This window comes from Flagellimonas allohymeniacidonis, assembly GCF_004296335.1.
In the GTDB taxonomy this organism is placed as follows: Bacteria; Bacteroidota; Bacteroidia; order Flavobacteriales; family Flavobacteriaceae; genus Flagellimonas; species Flagellimonas allohymeniacidonis.
Genome location: NZ_SGIU01000001.1, coordinates 1,622,725 through 1,637,384, shown reverse-complemented (window position 1 = coordinate 1,637,384; position 14,660 = coordinate 1,622,725). Strand labels below are relative to the sequence as shown.

12 protein-coding genes are annotated in these 14,660 nt (G+C 42.9%); 3 read left to right on the top strand and 9 right to left on the bottom strand.

Annotated elements, in window-relative coordinates; translation table 11 throughout:
- Positions 1-24: 24 nt before the first annotated feature.
- From EW142_RS07490 to EW142_RS07475, 4 genes are all read right to left on the bottom strand, one after another.
- A complete protein-coding gene (locus EW142_RS07490) occupies positions 25-1,530 on the bottom strand; it encodes a peptidase associated/transthyretin-like domain-containing protein (protein WP_130611885.1) in 1,506 nt (501 codons plus the stop codon).
- Between the two features lie 112 nt (positions 1,531-1,642).
- The gene (locus EW142_RS07485) at positions 1,643-3,067 is read right to left on the bottom strand and encodes an SDR family oxidoreductase (RefSeq protein ID WP_130611882.1); all 1,425 of its coding nucleotides are present in this window, start codon (positions 3,065-3,067) and stop codon (positions 1,643-1,645) included.
- Positions 3,064-3,576 (bottom strand): DUF1648 domain-containing protein, encoded by a 513-nt coding sequence (locus EW142_RS07480; RefSeq protein WP_130611879.1) that lies wholly within the window; start codon positions 3,574-3,576, stop codon positions 3,064-3,066. Before EW142_RS07480 ends, EW142_RS07485 begins: the two co-directional genes overlap by 4 nt.
- Position 3,577: 1 nt before the next feature.
- On the bottom strand, positions 3,578-4,003 hold the full coding sequence (locus tag EW142_RS07475; RefSeq protein WP_130611876.1) for a hypothetical protein: 426 nt from the start codon (positions 4,001-4,003) through the stop codon (positions 3,578-3,580).
- Between the two features lie 104 nt (positions 4,004-4,107).
- On the opposite strand from EW142_RS07475, the gene argS reads away from it, so the two are divergent.
- Entirely contained in the window at positions 4,108-5,895 is a 1,788-nt protein-coding gene (argS, locus tag EW142_RS07470; RefSeq protein ID WP_130611873.1) for an arginine--tRNA ligase, read from the top strand.
- Positions 5,896-5,897: 2 nt separating this feature from the next.
- Positions 5,898-6,716 carry a zinc-dependent peptidase gene (locus tag EW142_RS07465; RefSeq protein WP_165395239.1) on the top strand — a complete coding sequence of 273 codons (819 nt, stop codon included), beginning with the start codon at positions 5,898-5,900 and terminating at the stop codon, positions 6,714-6,716.
- Between the two features lie 54 nt (positions 6,717-6,770).
- Here the strand turns inward: EW142_RS07465 and EW142_RS07460 are convergent, their stop codons facing one another.
- A complete protein-coding gene (locus tag EW142_RS07460; protein WP_130611867.1) occupies positions 6,771-7,499 on the bottom strand; it encodes a bacteriorhodopsin-like in 729 nt (242 codons plus the stop codon).
- 88 nt (positions 7,500-7,587) lie between these two features.
- On the opposite strand from EW142_RS07460, the gene EW142_RS07455 reads away from it, so the two are divergent.
- Entirely contained in the window at positions 7,588-8,493 is a 906-nt protein-coding gene (locus tag EW142_RS07455) for a Brp/Blh family beta-carotene 15,15'-dioxygenase (protein WP_130611864.1), read from the top strand.
- A gap of 21 nt (positions 8,494-8,514) precedes the next feature.
- Here EW142_RS07455 and EW142_RS07450 read toward each other — a convergent pair whose 3' ends face one another.
- The 4 genes from EW142_RS07450 to EW142_RS07435 form a co-directional block, all read right to left on the bottom strand.
- Positions 8,515-10,236, bottom strand: coding sequence for an OmpA family protein (locus EW142_RS07450; protein ID WP_130611861.1), 1,722 nt, complete (start codon positions 10,234-10,236; stop codon positions 8,515-8,517).
- A gap of 193 nt (positions 10,237-10,429) precedes the next feature.
- The gene (locus tag EW142_RS07445) at positions 10,430-13,006 is read right to left on the bottom strand and encodes a TonB-dependent receptor (protein WP_130611859.1); all 2,577 of its coding nucleotides are present in this window, start codon (positions 13,004-13,006) and stop codon (positions 10,430-10,432) included.
- Positions 12,987-13,898 carry a FecR family protein gene (locus EW142_RS07440; RefSeq protein WP_130611856.1) on the bottom strand — a complete coding sequence of 304 codons (912 nt, stop codon included), beginning with the start codon at positions 13,896-13,898 and terminating at the stop codon, positions 12,987-12,989. The genes EW142_RS07445 and EW142_RS07440 overlap by 20 nt, the downstream gene beginning before the upstream one ends.
- A gap of 182 nt (positions 13,899-14,080) precedes the next feature.
- Positions 14,081-14,578, bottom strand: coding sequence for an RNA polymerase sigma factor (locus EW142_RS07435; protein ID WP_130611853.1), 498 nt, complete (start codon positions 14,576-14,578; stop codon positions 14,081-14,083).
- Between the last annotated feature and the right edge of the window lie 82 nt (positions 14,579-14,660).

The window sequence follows — 14,660 nt, the reverse complement described above, 5'->3', positions numbered from 1 at the left end:
AACCCTTTACCATTAACCCATTTTCTACTTCCCCTCCACCGTAAACTCCCGAATGGCCTGGTTGGGCTCCATAATGGTATAGCCCTGCCAAAACTCAGGGTTGTAGGTGGGCATATAAGTGGCCTTAACGCTTTTGTCCTCGGTAAGGGCCTCAAACTGGGCCTTGTCAATAAGGGTATTGTCGTATACCACCAGTTCCCATTTGTTGGTGTTGGCCATACGAAAATCGATATTGAGGCGCAGCTCGTTCTGCTTGCGGCGACCACGAACATTCTTGTTCTTTTCAATCACATCCAACGGCCTATCAAACCGGAACCAACGCCCAAAGGTAAAGTCCACAAAGCGTAGATCATAGCGGTTGTTGGGCAGTTTGCTAAAGCGCATGGTGCCCTTGTACAGCGTTTCGCGGTAAAAAATACCCAACAGGCGAAAGTTGCGCAGGTTTTTCAGGTTTTCAAAGTCCACTTGCATCACGGCAAAATCCTCGATGTTCACATACAAACGCCCCCTAAAATCGGCACTGCCCTTGGGCTCAAAACTGATCACATACACCCCGGCATCGTCAATATCGGCATAGCCCACCAGTTCAAAGCGGTACTTACGGCTTTTGTCGATCACGTTCAGTTTGGTGTCCTCCTCGTGGTACACCTCGCCCAACACCTCCTTAAAAATGCGCTTTTGGGCATCCACCAGCCCTGAAATGGTGTCCTTGCCCAGTTCTTTTTCGAGTTCTTTGGCTTCTTGCTCCTGAATTTCGGTCAAAATGGAATCGACCTGCACCTTTTGGCTAAACAGCCCCGACTTGATCTTGAGGTACGAATCTTTCTTTACGTTCTGCTTGAACATTTCCTCCATACGCTTGCCCAGGTCCTCAAAAGAGCCAATATCTTTTTTGTCGTATAGCTCGGCGGCGCGCAAAACGCTCACCTTGTAATCGTCGTCCTTGGTTTTGTAAAAATCCCCCAAGGTTTCGGTATAGTGGTAGGAATTTCGGGGAATGATGCGGGCGATGCTATCTACGAGCTCTTTGTCCAGCTCCTCGATGGAGGATTTTTCAAAGCCCATATCCAACTTTTGCACAGTCCCAAAAATGGACTGTCGTAAAAAATACCGCTGTTTTATGGGTGCATTGTTCACATTTTGGGGCAGGCGCTCCTTTACCTTCTCCATAATATCGTCCACACTCAGCTCCTTATCAAAAAGGTACACCCCGCTCAGCTCAATGGCCTTGGGTTTGATAGTGATCAAGGTGTCCTGCAGTTGCTCCAGCGTCAGCCCGGTTTTTTGGTATCCCATGGAGGATACATAGATGGAATCGAGCAGTTCAGTGCCTTCCTCCAACAGAAAACTAAAGCGGCCTTCCTCGTTGGTGATCACCCCTTTGTATTCGCCATACTGCACCGTGGCATAGGGAATGCCCCTTTCGGTCTTGGCATCGACCAATCGAGAAGTAATGGTCGTTTGGGCGGTTACAAAACTTGCACCCAAGAGGGCAAAAAGTAGCGTGAAATGGGATTTATAGACTGACATGAATTCGTTTTTGATTTTTGGGTATACGTTCAAGACGCATAAAACCCTAAAAGGGTTGCTCGCGAATTAGACGAATTAGGCCTAAAATTATAACACGAATTGGGCCAAAAAATTACGTTTTGGCGATATTTCTGATCATGCCACCAAAAATAAAGTAGTGAAAGGGCAGCACGCTGTACCAGTACAACCGGCCTTTAAGGCCTCGGGGACGGAAGGTGGCATTTTGGTGCAGCACGTTTTGGTCGTCGATCTTAAATTCGAGCCAGGCCTCGCCCGGAACCCGCATTTCGGCAAAAAGAAGCAGGCGTTTTGCCTTTTTATCGGCAAAAAGCACCCGCCAAAAGTCCAGCGCATCGCCTGGAAAAATCTTATCAGGATGGGTACGCCCGCGCCTTAGGCCGGGACCCCCGTTGAGTTTGTCCAAAAAACCGCGAATTTTCCATAACCAACTGCCATAATACCAGCCGGTTTCGCCACCAATACGCCAAATGTTGTCCAGAACAGCTTCGGAATCCTCGAGTGTTATCTGCTTGTAATCTTTGAGCACGCCATATTTGGGTACTTGAATGTACTTTTCAAGGTCTTCCTGTACTTGGCCACTGGCAATACTGTCTTTCCAACTGCTCACCACCAAATTCTGTTCAATTTTCTTGAAGGCCATATCAATGGCCTCCTCATAGGAATGGACTTTGAGGCCCAATAATTCCTGAAGGCGATTGTCCTTGGCGACCACTTCCATTTTCATGCTGTCGACCAGGTTCACCGCCAATTTATAGGAGGTGGATGTGACAAAATAGAGCCAGTAGGAGGAAAGCTTGGGCGTCATCACTGGTACGGTGAGAATCCAGTTTTTAAAGCCCCTTACTTTGGCATATTTGTGTAGCATCTCTTTGTAGGTGAGCACATCCGGGCCTCCAATATCGAAGGATTGATCATAGGTTTTTTCGTTGCCTAAAACCCCGGTCAAAAAGTTGATCACATCGCGAATGGCAATGGGCTGGGTTTTGGTGAGCACCCATTTAGGGGTGATCATAAAGGGCAATTTTTCGCAGAGGTCACGAATAATCTCAAAAGATGAGCTTCCTGAACCCACGATGATGCCTGCGCGGAGCACGGTCAGGTTAAAATTGCCTTGGTAGAGAATGTCCTCCACATTTTTTCGTGAGGAAAGGTGCTTGGACAGCTCCTCATCGTTTACGATGCCACTGAGGTAGATGACCTGCTGTACCTCGGTATCCTTTAAATAAGCGTTGAAATTATGGGCTGCAATGGCCTCCTTTTCATCAAAATCAGAAATGGAAGAGGCCATGGAATGAATGAGGTAGTAGGCGGCATCGATGTCCTTGGGCATCACATTGGGCTGTACTTCCTCTAGAAAATCGATTTCGACCACTTCGATTTTGGCTCGGGTCTTCGCATCCACCGAAAGCCGTTTCCCGTCCCGCACAGCGCAGACAATGTCGTGGCCCATGTCCAAAAGGCGGGGCAACAATCGCATTCCGATATAGCCGTTGGCACCAGTGAGGAGTATCTTCATGATTTGGGAACTTTGATCATTTTGTAAATGATGTAGAATGAGCCGAATAGAAGCAAAAGGACCAGCGCATTAATAGGATAAAACAAACTGAAAGAATCGATTTGGGATGCTCGCAATATTACCTCTATTGACACTAAAAATAGTAGTAAGGCTGTAATTACTCCTGTCCAGGCCATGGTGGTCAAAGCCATTCGATACAATATTGGAGCACTTTTCTCCGTAACCTTGGTGGGGAAGTTCATTTTGTACGGCTTTATCTTAAAGGTGAATACAGCAATAATATAGTACACGATCAGATTTAGGGCGGGAAGTATCCATAATTCCAACTTGTTGCCATATCCGTTCACCTCTCCCTCTATATTGAAATGGAGCGGAATTTTGTCGGGCAAATCAAAATAGAACCAAAGCACCACCAAGAAGTTGAGCACAATGATGCCCCATCCCCATTTGATGGCCCGTTTGTCCAAGTCGCTTGGACTTACTTCTATTTTGGGATGGTTATGGAACATGTTACAGGTCCTCTATGGAAGTCGGAGCGTTGTCCGCCTTGTAATCCAGCAGTTTTTTGAAATACTTCTGAATGGCCTTGGTGTCGGACCGTACTTTGATGAAATAATTGTCCCGATATATGGAATACACGGCCAAATCGCCCTTGTAAATGGTCAATTTATAGAAAGGAATGACCAAACCATAGGTTTCCAGCAGTGACCGAAATCGCACAATGATGCCTTTAGGCCGCATTTCGATATTACAAGTGTTGAGATTGTTATCGAGAATGAGCAGATTTTGGATTTCGATACTGGCATCCGTGATATGCAATTTTGGGGAACCGATTCCGCCTAATTTTAGGCGTTCTTTCAAGGTGAAGGGCTTGCCCAGTTCTTCGTCAATTTTTTGGGTAATTTTTTTATCGGTGTACGAAACATTGAGAAGCATTCGTAAAATTAACCAAAATGCTGGTACCTAGCCATGCACAAGCTGTGAATCTTATGCTAAAAGGCCAAAAAAATATGTAGTTTTGCTGCCTCAAAAAGCATTTCATGAGTTTGCAACAGATATTGGAGGAAAAGGTCAAAAAAGCGGTCTCGGATTTGTACCAAATCGAACTGCCCTCGGTGGAGTTTCAACCCACCCGAAAGGACTTTGAAGGGGATGTTACCGTGGTCATTTTTCCTATGTTGCGCTTTGTGAAGGGGAATCCGGTGCAAATCGGAACCCAAATTGGGGAATTCCTTCAGGAAAATGTTGAGGAAATTGCCAAATTCAACGTGGTGAAGGGCTTTTTGAATCTGGTTGTCGCTGATAACTACTACCTGAATTTTTTCAATAGTATTCTTTCCACAGCAAACTACGGCTATGCCGAACCCAACAGCAAGCATGCGGTGATGGTGGAATATTCTTCTCCGAACACCAACAAACCCTTGCACTTGGGGCATATTCGAAACAATCTTTTGGGGTATTCCGTTTCTGAGATTTTGAAAGCTTCGGGCCATAAGGTGTATAAAACCCAGATCATTAATGACCGGGGCATCCACATTTGCAAAAGCATGTTGGCCTGGCAGAAATTTGGCAAGGGAGAAACGCCAGAAACTTCCGGTTTAAAGAGTGATCATCTGGTCGGAAAGTACTACGTGGCCTTTGATCAGGCCTATAAAAAGGAAATTGAGACCTTGGTCGCTGAAGGCATGGACAAAGCTCAGGCTGAAAAAGAAGCTCCCATTTTGTTGGAAGCCCAAGAAATGCTCCGAAAATGGGAAGCAGGGGATGAAGAAGTTGTTGCCCTTTGGACAATGATGAACGGTTGGGTATATGAAGGTTTCGATACCACTTACCAAAATTTGGGGGTCGATTTTGACAAACTCTACTACGAAAGCAACACCTATTTGTTGGGTCGCGATGTGGTCAAGGACGGTCTCAACAAAGGCGTCTTCTTTAAAAAAGAAGATGGCAGCGTTTGGATTGACCTTACAGACGAAGGTTTGGATGAAAAAATTGTGTTGCGCTCCGATGGAACCGCGGTGTACATGACCCAAGACATCGGAACCGCTATTCAACGGGTGACTGATTTTCCAGATATCAATGGGATGGTCTATACGGTTGGAAACGAACAGGATTATCATTTCAAAGTGCTATTCCTCATCCTAAAGAAATTGGGCTATCCTTGGGCAGAAAAACTTTACCATTTGAGTTACGGTATGGTGGATTTACCTAGCGGAAAAATGAAGAGCCGGGAAGGTACTGTCGTTGATGCTGACGATTTGATTGCCAGTATGGAGGAAACCGCTGCCGAGATTTCCAAGGAATTGGGGAAACTCGAGGGCTATTCAGAAGAAGAGAAGCAAAATCTCTTTAGAATCATTGGGTTGGGAGCCTTGAAATACTTCATTTTGAAGGTGGATCCCAAAAAACGGATTCTCTTTAATCCTGAAGAGTCAGTGGACTTTCAAGGGAACACAGGGCCCTTTATTCAATACACCTATGCCCGAATCCAGTCGATTTTGAGAAAATCGAATTTGGATGCAAAAGACTTCTCGACTGCGCTCGAGGTGACACTGGACTTGCATGAAAAAGAAAAGGAGTTGTTGAAACAGGTCCAATTATTTCCTGAAACGGTGCAGTTGGCAGCGGAGAACTATAGTCCGGCCTTGGTGGCCAACTATGTGTACGATTTGGTGAAGGAATTCAATTCTTTTTATCAGCAGGTGACCATTTTGGGCGAAACGGATGCAGAGAAAAAACGCTTTAGGGTTCTATTGTCCCAAAAAGTGGGTGAGGTGATTCAGTCGGCATTTCGATTATTGGGCGTGGACGTTCCCGAACGCATGTAGCTGTGGATATCGATGGGGTTGACATATTCGGAATAGCTTGTCTTCTTTTCATATTCAGCTATCTTATTTACATTCTATACTATGCCATTGGGCTATATGAATTGAATCCTTTTTTAAGGCCCAAACCATTATCCACCAAGGAAATCCACCAGTTAAAAAACAGCATTGATTTTCTGCATCAATTGGAAGAAACCGAGCTTCAACTTTTCTATGAGCGCACGGCTTGGTTTAAATACAAAAAAACCTTCGCTTATCGTAAGGGTGTGCGAAAAAAACAAGAGGTAGAGCTCTTGATCAGTGCCGCGGCCGTGGCCTTGACTTTGGGCATGAAGAACTTTAAGTACATCCGCTCGGTACAGCGTATTGTGATCTATCCTTCTGATTACTTTTCATTGCTCAATAGACGACATCATGCAGGAGAGTACAATCCACGCCTTCGAACCGCGGTATTTTCGGCCGATAGTGTACAATCAGGTTTTGAAAATACCAAGGACAACGTCAATTTGGCCATTCATGAGATGGCACACGCGCTCTGTTTTGAAACCAGAAGAAAAAATACCTGGGAAGCGCGTAAGTTTCAAGCGGGTTTGCGAAAAATGAGAGAACAACTGCAGGATTCAGACTTTCAAAAGAGGATAAAAGACTCGGACTATTTTAGGGAATACGGGTATTCCAATTTGTTTGAATTTTTTGCGGTCGCTACAGAAAACTTTCTCGAGACCCCTAAAGAATTCAAGGGCAATTTTCCTGAACTGTATGAGCTGACCAAAACCATGCTGAATTTTGATTTCAGTGATCCTAAAAGCTTCCCTCGAAAATAGGGCAAAAAAAAAGGCCACACTTTTCAGCGCGGCCTTTCTTCTAACCAACTAAACTTATGAATTCGAATCTGCAGTTACTGCAAGGTTGTAGACAACCAGACCAAATCCAATTTTGTTGATGGCGTCACCAATGTTATAGATGACGTCCATGGAGATGCCTCCAAAAATACCTTCGTACCATCCTGGTGTACCCGCCATATAACCGATAGGATAGATGGCCCATCCTACCAATACAAACCAGCATAAGGTTTTGTGAGCCGATAGCACGGCGCCTCCGGCTTCTTGGGCAAGCTTTTTGGCCCCACCCAACCAAATTTCATAAACGATTACGAAGTACGCAGCACCGGAGATAAGCCCCCAGATTTGGGCTTGGTCACGGTAAACGGCCTCACCGAGGTAACCTGTAACCAACATAATCACAGAAAGGAAGATAAGCTTCCACATCAATGATTTTTTGGCGCCTGCCACTTTCAAAATCAGATAGAATTCAACGCACATTAAGGGCACGGTCAAAATCCAGTCCACATATCGGAAGAATGTGGGCGATTCTCCATTAGCGGCCCAATAATCACGCATGTACCAATAGTGTACTGCAGCGATAAAGGTAATCAGTCCAGAAACTAGGATAGACGTTTTCCATTTTCTGTCAAAGTTGTTCATCGAGAAAAAGAAGAAGGCAGCTGCTGCCATCATGGCCATACAGCCTACAAAAAATGTAAATCCTACATAATCGTCGGTGGCAATTTTAGCTACCATAGGGAGGGAAGTGAATAATTTTTCCATAGAGTTTATATGAGTTAATTAATTTTGTTTAACCAAATGTATAAAAAATTAAACATAATTTCATAAATTTGTTTATACTTTTTTTGTAATGTCTCAACAAAAAGGTCGAAATTTTATCAATTTGAAAAATGCGATGTTGGTGTTCACCGTCTTCGCACTGTGGTTTTCTGTGTATTTTGGAGAACGGGTGGAAGCCATATTGTCCTATACCTTAATTCTTAGTTTTGGGATATTGCATGGAGCCAACGATATTCATTTAATTTGGTCTACCTACAACACAAAAAACACACAAGTATCTAGGAATAAAGTAATTACTATTTATATTCTAGCGGTTTTCTCTATTCTGGCCCTGTTTTCATTATCGCCCTTTACGGCATTGATTTTCTTTATTTTGGTAAGCGGGTATCATTTTGGGGAACAACATTGGGAAAAGAGCTTTTCTGTCAAAACGATTTGGAACAAAGGTATATACCTTGTCTACGGACTGTTCATTTTGTTTATGCTTTTTTATTTAAAACATGAACAAGTGATACCGATAATAGATGAATTAACAGGCAATAGGTTAACTATGGACTTCTTAGAGGGGACCATGCTTACCTTGGGTGTTTTGTTGTTACTTTCTTTGGGAATTCAATTCTTAATGGGTCGTGTTACTTCCAATCCTTGGGAAGAGCTGTTTCTCCTTGGCGTTTTCTTTGTCATCTTTAAAACGGCCTCACTTTTATGGGGGTTTTGTATCTATTTTGTGGTATGGCATAGCATTCCCTCTTTAATGGACCAAATGGACTATTTGTATGGTAGGTCAACTTGGGAGACTTTCCGAAATTATTTGAAGACTTCTTGGCCCTACTGGCTGGTCTCTTTGGTCGGCCTTATCGGTTTATATTGGCTGTTGGGTGAAAACAATGAGTATTTTATTTCTGTCCTCATCTATTTTCTGGCCGCAATAACATTCCCTCATGTTATTGTAATGTCGCGTTTGGAGAAAGATTGATTTCGATTGTATTTTTCGATTTTACTTTACCACCTGTATTTCGACCCTTCTGTTCTCCTGTTTTCCACTATCTGTGCTATTGTCGCTAATGGGTTCATTTTCACCTTTGCCAATACTTAGCACTCGAGTTGGGGAAACGGACTTACCAATTAAGTAATACTTTATGGCATCTGCCCTTTTTTGTGAAAGCAGCATATTGGATACATCGTCACCGACATTGTCGGTGTGCCCTGAGACTTCAACTTTTAGTCCTCCGTTCAAAATCAATAAATCGGCTAGCTGATTGAGTTGAGGATGCGAGTTTTTTAAGATTTCATCACTTCCGGTAGAGAAATAGATGTTTTTGAGTATCACTTTGGTACCTATTACATCTTGATTGTTTCGCACCTTTGTCTCAAATTCAGAGTATGGAATATATTCCGGTCCGGGTTGGGAACTTGATGAACCCCCGATATCGATATTGTCCCATGAAAGCGTAAAACCATCAAAAGTCAAGGTGATTCTTCTGATTTGGGTAGCGGTGGCAGGAATTTTGTCCACTATGGCAAACATATCTGATGAGCCGTTTGGAGCGACAACAAAGTCCCATCCTTTGGCATAACGATTATAATTGACCCTTTTGTCCTTGGAAACTAATGAGAGCCCATCAACAATATGCTTGTTTCCCAAATTGTCATAGACTTCACCAGATTGAATTTTTGAAGAATAAGCCTCTCGATTTTGGTTTGAATGCTGAAAATGAATGTAAGTTACATTGTCTTCTCGCGAAGCGGCCAATAGCTCAATGGACTGATCTCCAAAATTTCGCTTGTTTGCGTTTTCTGGGTCAACCACTTTGGGGAATTCGATGTTGGCATAATTGACCTTGTAACTCACTTCTGATTTGAACCAGACTGTGCCCCTTACAAATTTGACTGCCCTTTTATTGATATCCTGAATTACAATTTTACCATTTAAGGGAATTCCCGATGGCATAATCGTATTGGAGTTTACGCTGGAGTGACAACCGTACTTTTCAGGAACATTCAGAGTCTTTATCCAGTTTGGGGGACTGGAACAGGAATTGGCCAAACAGACTTGTTTGGCAAAACTTAGGTTCCCCAAATCATCATAAAAATAAATCAGGTTGGCGCATGTTTCCAATCTTCTATCATCTGCGGCCAAATTGGTTATCTTATATTCTAGCGTGAGCATTTCCCCTGCTTTGATGATGTCTACTATCTCAAATTTAAAGTTGTCGATAACTTGTGTACGCTCAAAAGACTTGCTGTTGGTTTCGCCAACCAGAGTAGAGCTCAAAGGATTGGGGGTTTGAGCGTCTGTGCTTCCTTCTATGGATAAGGATTTGGTTGGACTTATGAACTTGTTTCCATTATTGACATCCCTTTTGCCCTTTATGGCGTCTTGTATTTTGATGGAAGCAATCTCTACTCCCACAGCGCAGTTTACTTTTAAGTAGTAGTTTTTACCGGCCTCAGGGGTAAAATTAACTTTACTTGGCACCATATCATTTTCGCTGGTTCTTACAACAAATTCCAAAGCTTCGGTTGAACAGGTTACCGCCTTGAACCGTTCTCCTGCGTTGATTGTAGCCAGTTGAGTTCCATTTTGATATAGTACTATGGCCCTTTTACTTTGAAAACCATTGGTGCGGTAAAAGTATATTTCAGAACATTGTGCGTTTGCGAATGGACCAAAAACGAAAAGGAAAAGAAAAATTGTGGAAGTGTAGAGAGTTTTCATACGTGTTTCTTTGGTGTAGATATGTTAGTCAATTTGGGAAACACAATTTCTATGCCGAATCGTGGTTTATGGATACTAAGACCCTAGAATCAAACATTTTAGACCGATATCTAAATATATTTTTTCTTATCAAATGTAAAGAAATACCCTTTAAGGGGTATAGCATTTTGCATTCACACCAGACCATGAAGGATTAAAAGCTTACCCGAAAACTTAAATTTGGGGTGATGCCCAGTGAAATGTTCTCCACTGTTTCGATTTGGTCATCCTCCGTTACTCGATAATAGGTGTTCAAACGGTTTCTTCTGTTGGTTAGATTCAATACCGATACCCCGGCATTGGCCTTGACCCGATCACTTATATTGAACAGGTAAATCGCAGAAGCATCTGCCCGAAAGTACTCAGGCAATCTACTTGAATTGGGTTCCTGAAAGTTGATTTGTGTAGGAAATACAGTGGTATTAAGGGCCTGATCCCCTTCCAAGGGCTCTGTAAATGGCCTTCCTGTTCGGTAATTGATGCCCAGGCCAAATTTAAAATTGTTGTAGGTATAGGTTCCTGCGAAAGTAAGTGTATGCCGAATATCCAGATTGTTTGGAAAAGCCTGCGGCACTATGGTTTCAAATGTATAATCATTTTTGTTGTAGGTGTAGCTGAACCAGGCACTGTAGTCTGTTCCTCTTTTATTGACAAGAAACTCAATGCCCCGCACATCATAAGAACCAATTTCCCCGTTGAACTGATTTTGGTTTTGAAAACCTTGGGTACTCGTGCTGATGCCTTCCACCTGTTTGTAAAAGGCTTCCAAGCCTAAATAGAAATCATTTTTCTCATAATTGATTCCTACTGAACCCTGCTTGCTTTTGGTGATGGGTAACAGATTGTCGTCAGAAAGAATCCAACGTCTTTTTTCGATGCCCAGGAAATTTTGTTCCAAATCCACCACCTGATTGGTGCTCTGACTTTTAAACTCCCCCAAAACTTCGGCCCTGAGATAATTGGCCAATCGGAAATTGAGATTGAGTCGAGGTTCTACCAAAAATGCGTCAAAAGTACCCAGGTTATTGATGTAGTTTAATCGTATCCCAGCTCTTCCAATAAAACGGTTGTCCTCGGTATTATAAGCAATTTCTGAAAAGGGGGCGTGAATTCGTATAACCCCTTTGATTTCACTATTAAAAGGGGGTTGGGTTATATTGGTTGTGTTGGTGATACCCGTTTCAATGTATTGGTACCCATTATGCCACATCAGGTTCTTGTGCAATTTGTAAGCGGTATTGAGCTTCAGGGCATTTTCTTCCACTTGATTGTTTTGGAGCAACAATTGCACCTGGTTGGCAAATAGGTTTTGGGCATCCAAATTATATCGGGTATAATACACATTAAGGTGGCTCGACAAGCGGTCTGTCCACTCACTGGTCAACTGTCCTCCAAACGAAAGATTGGTCTGGTCCAGAACGCTGTTTGTGGTTTCATCGGTATCCAGATTGGTTTCCTCAAAATCGAGGTTATTGTTTATGCTGATAAAGTTCAGCCGGATTTTGTGATAATCATTGAAATCATAAAGGAGCTTCCCTGTAAAATCATAGAAAAAGAAATTTTCATTCCTACGGAATGCACGATCTAGTCGCACGTTGTTTTGGTCGATTACCTCGCTGTCCTGAAAGGCCCTATCAAAAAAACGATCATAAGTGGGTGTGTTCAAGAAGTCGGTGGTAGACCTACGGGCAGAAAATTGTAGGGCCACATTTTCTCGAAGTGGAATTTGCCCAAAAACATCACCACTGATTAAATTAAAACCTGCACCTCCTGTAAAATAATCAGAGATGTCATCACTGGTTTCCATTTGGATGACCCCGCTTACTCCATCACCAAAGCGACTTGGGGTTCCGTTTTTGTAGACGGTCACTTTTTCGGTGAGATAGGGGTTAAAAGCGGAAATCAGCCCGAAGAAGTGACCAGACTGATACATTTTTATCCCATTCCATAAAATAAGGTTTTGGTCGTTGGTTCCTCCGCGAATATTGATATCCGATACGGTTTCGTCAATACTCTTGATTCCGGGTAAGGCCTGCACGGTCTGAAGGACATCGGGTTCAATCAATCCTGGCAAAATTCCAAATTCGGCAGTATTTAAGGTGACACTTGCGTCCGTTTCTTTGGTAATCCCTGTTGTGAGAAACTTATATACGATGACTTCCTTTAATTGTTGATAGTTCTGCGCAAGTAGAATTTTGGCACAACCATCACCTTCAATCAATCTTTCCACGGGAACGTATTGAGTGACGTACCCCAGATATCTAATTTTTAAGGTTGCGTTCCTGGGGATGTCATCGAGTTGGAATTTCCCATCGATATCGGTGGTCAGGGCCACTTCGGTATTCATTACCTCCACGGTGGCTGAGGGTACATTGTTTTCAGCAAAATTGTCCAGCACCTTCCCACAAATGGAAACCAATGTTCGCTTGGTCAAGGTGTAATAGCGTTCATTAAGACGTTCAATTTTTAGCTGAAGGTCTTCCTCTAGATAGGAAAGAATATCATCGAGGGCCACAAGATTCCCAGGAATATCTGAGGAAAGGGGCTCCATGTCGGAATTGATATAGGAAAACTTGACATTGAACTGCTGCTCCAATTCTTTGACAACAGCGATAAGAGACTTTTGCTCAGTTAGTTTTTCCTGCGCCCATCCGCGAGAATGCAAAAAACAAAAAAGGAATAGCAATCCTAGGCAGAAAACCTTGGGTCTACTACGGTGTGTTCTCAGCATAGAAAAGTACATTATCACCCTCTTGTTTGAATTTAATTCGAGATGGGGCACTTATACTTTTTAACGCCATTTTCATGTCTGTGTTGCTAAAGGTACCGGTAAAAAGTAGACTTTGGTCCACATTTTCGGTTTTTACCGTAATATCATATTGTCTTTCAAGCTCTTCGAAAACGAATTTTAAGGGGATTCGTTCAAAAGAACTTTCGTTGTTCATCCAAGATGGGGTGGAAGTGGTAGGTTGAGAAGCGTCAACAACCCGCCCATCAACAACCATAAAGGAGGTTCCCGCATGAAGCTTTCTTTCCGTATCCTTATAAGATACGCTTACCAAGCCTTCATAACAGGTCACTTCAAAGAAACCCTTACGATTTTCCACATTGAATTGTGTACCCAAAACCGTAACGCTACCTTGAGAGGTACTTACCGTAAAGGTTTTTCCTTTGGCCACTTTAAAAAAGGCCTCTCCCTTAAGGGAAACCTTTCGGGTTTTGTCCCAAGTACGTTCGTTGAAGGTCACTTTGGAATCGGCATTCAATAGGATTTCCGAATTATCAGGAAGGGTTACTTCAGTTTGCTGCGCCAGCTCGGCAGAGAAGGTTTCTTTGCCCAAGTTTAAGTAGAAATAAGAACCTACCATTAAAACTGCTACTGCAGCGGCTACGCGCAAAAACTTCTTGTATGGCTGCAATGCAATAACCTTTGGTGCCTCGCCAATACGCTCTTGCTTTAATTGCTGTAAAGCGGTCTCAACCTCAAATTCAGGGGCTCTCAAGGTAGAAGAAACTTCCTTGAGCCTTTGATATGAGGCATATTCTTCCGACTTCATGAACTCTTTGAGTTCGTCTTCCGAAAGATCACCATTAAGCCACTTTGCCAAGTAATTTTCCTGCATGATTTCTAGGCTTTACGCTATTATAACAACTAGGGAATAAAAAACCCTACTTTTTTCCGTTTATCTGTTTTTTTTTCGACTTAAATGCCGGATGGCCCTGAATTCCTTTCACCCCTTCACCTTTCACCCTTCACCTTTCACCCAACATCTGACACCCAGCATCTGACACCCAGCATCCCCCATTATATCCCATCAATCTTCTCCCGCAACGATTTTAGTGCCAAATGCATCCTTTTTTCAATGGCCTTTACGCTTACGCCTTCCATTTCAGCAATTTCAGCATATTTTTTTCCATCTATTCGATTCAGCAAAAAAGTGGTACGCTGGTTTTCCGGTAAACTGTCCAGGGCATTATCCAGTTTTTGTTTGTATTCCTTTTCCTCCATCAAAAATTCAGGCGATTCGTTCGACCTGTCATTTGAGGTGTCGGCATACTTTAAGCGCACCTTTTCCGCTTTGAGCACATTTAAATACATATTGTTGGCCACGGTGTATAGATAAGCCTTTGCCTTTTCGGGAGCGACTTTGCTACAGTTCTCCCAAAGCTTCACAAAAGCCTCTTGTACGGCATCGTTGGCTTTGGCCTCGTTGCCAAACTTATAATATATGTAGTTGAATAGCGTTTTTGAATTGGCCCTGAAAATGGAGCTATAGACCTGATCTTCACAAACATTGCTCATTTAGGAAGGTTTGTTGTTGTCCAAAGATATTTTAAAAAAAACAAAGACAAAGTAGGGTTTTTGTTTTGGAAGTTGTTCTAGA

Bases quoted from the DNA above. Each gene is read 5' to 3' on its own strand.
- argS (WP_130611873.1), top strand. From the start codon at position 4,108: ATGAGTTTGCAACAGATATTGGAGGAAAAGGTCAAAAAAGCGGTCTCG.
- EW142_RS07490 (WP_130611885.1), bottom strand. From the start codon at position 1,530: ATGTCAGTCTATAAATCCCATTTCACGCTACTTTTTGCCCTCTTGGGT.
- EW142_RS07440 (WP_130611856.1), bottom strand. From the start codon at position 13,898: ATGCAGGAAAATTACTTGGCAAAGTGGCTTAATGGTGATCTTTCGGAA.
- EW142_RS07460 (WP_130611867.1), bottom strand. From the start codon at position 7,499: ATGGAAAAATTATTCACTTCCCTCCCTATGGTAGCTAAAATTGCCACC.
- EW142_RS07445 (WP_130611859.1), bottom strand. From the start codon at position 13,006: ATGCTGAGAACACACCGTAGTAGACCCAAGGTTTTCTGCCTAGGATTG.
- EW142_RS07475 (WP_130611876.1), bottom strand. From the start codon at position 4,003: ATGCTTCTCAATGTTTCGTACACCGATAAAAAAATTACCCAAAAAATT.
- EW142_RS07455 (WP_130611864.1), top strand. From the start codon at position 7,588: ATGTCTCAACAAAAAGGTCGAAATTTTATCAATTTGAAAAATGCGATG.
- EW142_RS07435 (WP_130611853.1), bottom strand. From the start codon at position 14,578: ATGAGCAATGTTTGTGAAGATCAGGTCTATAGCTCCATTTTCAGGGCC.
- EW142_RS07485 (WP_130611882.1), bottom strand. From the start codon at position 3,067: ATGAAGATACTCCTCACTGGTGCCAACGGCTATATCGGAATGCGATTG.
- EW142_RS07450 (WP_130611861.1), bottom strand. From the start codon at position 10,236: ATGAAAACTCTCTACACTTCCACAATTTTTCTTTTCCTTTTCGTTTTT.
- EW142_RS07480 (WP_130611879.1), bottom strand. From the start codon at position 3,576: ATGTTCCATAACCATCCCAAAATAGAAGTAAGTCCAAGCGACTTGGAC.